Here is a 1,144-nt window from a genome sequence, read left to right as displayed (position 1 = left end):
AAGGGCCAAGCTATTGAGTTCGAAATTCAAAAAGCCGCATCGGGTCAATACGAAATCGTCGATTACAAAGCCGATGACACCGTTCTCGCGACTGACGTTTGGGTAACGGGAGACATCAGCATGCTAATGGCGGATTTTGGCATGATCACGCTCAATCACCTTCCGGTTTCAGAATGGAACTGGGATGCCGGTGAAATGAACTTCTCTGTGGGTGATGAAGTGGATTTATCCGGTTTCAAGGAAGGTCAGAAAGTCCGATTTCTAGTTGAAAAACAAGGTTCTGACTACGTTTTGAAACAAATTGAAGCGATCGAGGGCTAACTATGATTGGAGCAATTATCCGTTGGTCACTCAATAACCGCTTTATGGTTTTGATCGCGACCTTAATGCTTGTTTTAGCAGGACTTTACAGTGTAAAGAATACGCCTGTTGACGCAATTCCGGATCTTTCTGATGTTCAGGTGATCATCAAAACCAGCTACCCGGGTCAAGCACCGCAAGTGGTGGAAGATCAAGTAACTTATCCACTAACCACCGCGATGCTCGCCGTACCGGGCGCAGAAACCGTTCGTGGGTATTCCTTCTTCGGGGATTCGTACGTTTACATCATTTTCAACGACGATACCGACATGTACTGGGCGCGTTCACGTGTTTTGGAATACCTAAGTCAAGTAGCACCTAAATTACCACCAAGTGCAAAACCAACCTTAGGCCCAGATGCTACGGGTGTGGGCTGGGTCTACAGCTATGTATTGCAAGACAAAACGGGTCAACATGACCTTGCCGAGCTGCGCAGTTTGCAAGATTGGTTCTTAAAGTACGAACTGCAAACCGTCGATGGCGTTTCTGAAGTCGCAACCGTAGGCGGTATGGTTAAGCAGTATCAAGTCCAGATTGATCCGGCGAAGCTGCGTGCTTACAACTTAACGCTGCAACAAGTAAACATGGCGATTCAAAACGGCAACCAAGAAACGGGGGCATCCGTAGTTGAAGTTGCTGAAGCTGAGCACATGGTTCGCACCACCGGTTACTTGACCAGCATCGAAGACATTAAATCGCTGCCGCTTAAAGTGACCGACAAAGGTACACCGCTCTTATTGGGCGACATTGCTGACATCAACTTAGGTCCGCAAATGCGTCGCGG

2 protein-coding genes are annotated in these 1,144 nt (G+C 47.9%); both read left to right on the top strand.

What is annotated here, in order from left to right; all coding sequences use genetic code 11:
• On the top strand, window positions 1–321 hold a 321-nt coding region (locus R7F07_RS25210), incomplete at its 5' end, for a copper-binding protein (RefSeq protein ID WP_318110671.1).
• 2 nt (window positions 322–323) lie between these two features.
• The coding region (locus tag R7F07_RS25205) for an efflux RND transporter permease subunit (protein ID WP_318110670.1) at window positions 324–1,144 on the top strand (821 nt) is incomplete at its 3' end.

The organism is Vibrio sp. YT-16 (genome assembly GCF_033337405.1).
GTDB lineage: Bacteria > Pseudomonadota > Gammaproteobacteria > Enterobacterales > Vibrionaceae > Vibrio > Vibrio alginolyticus.
This window is presented reverse-complemented; position numbering and strand designations above follow the sequence as displayed.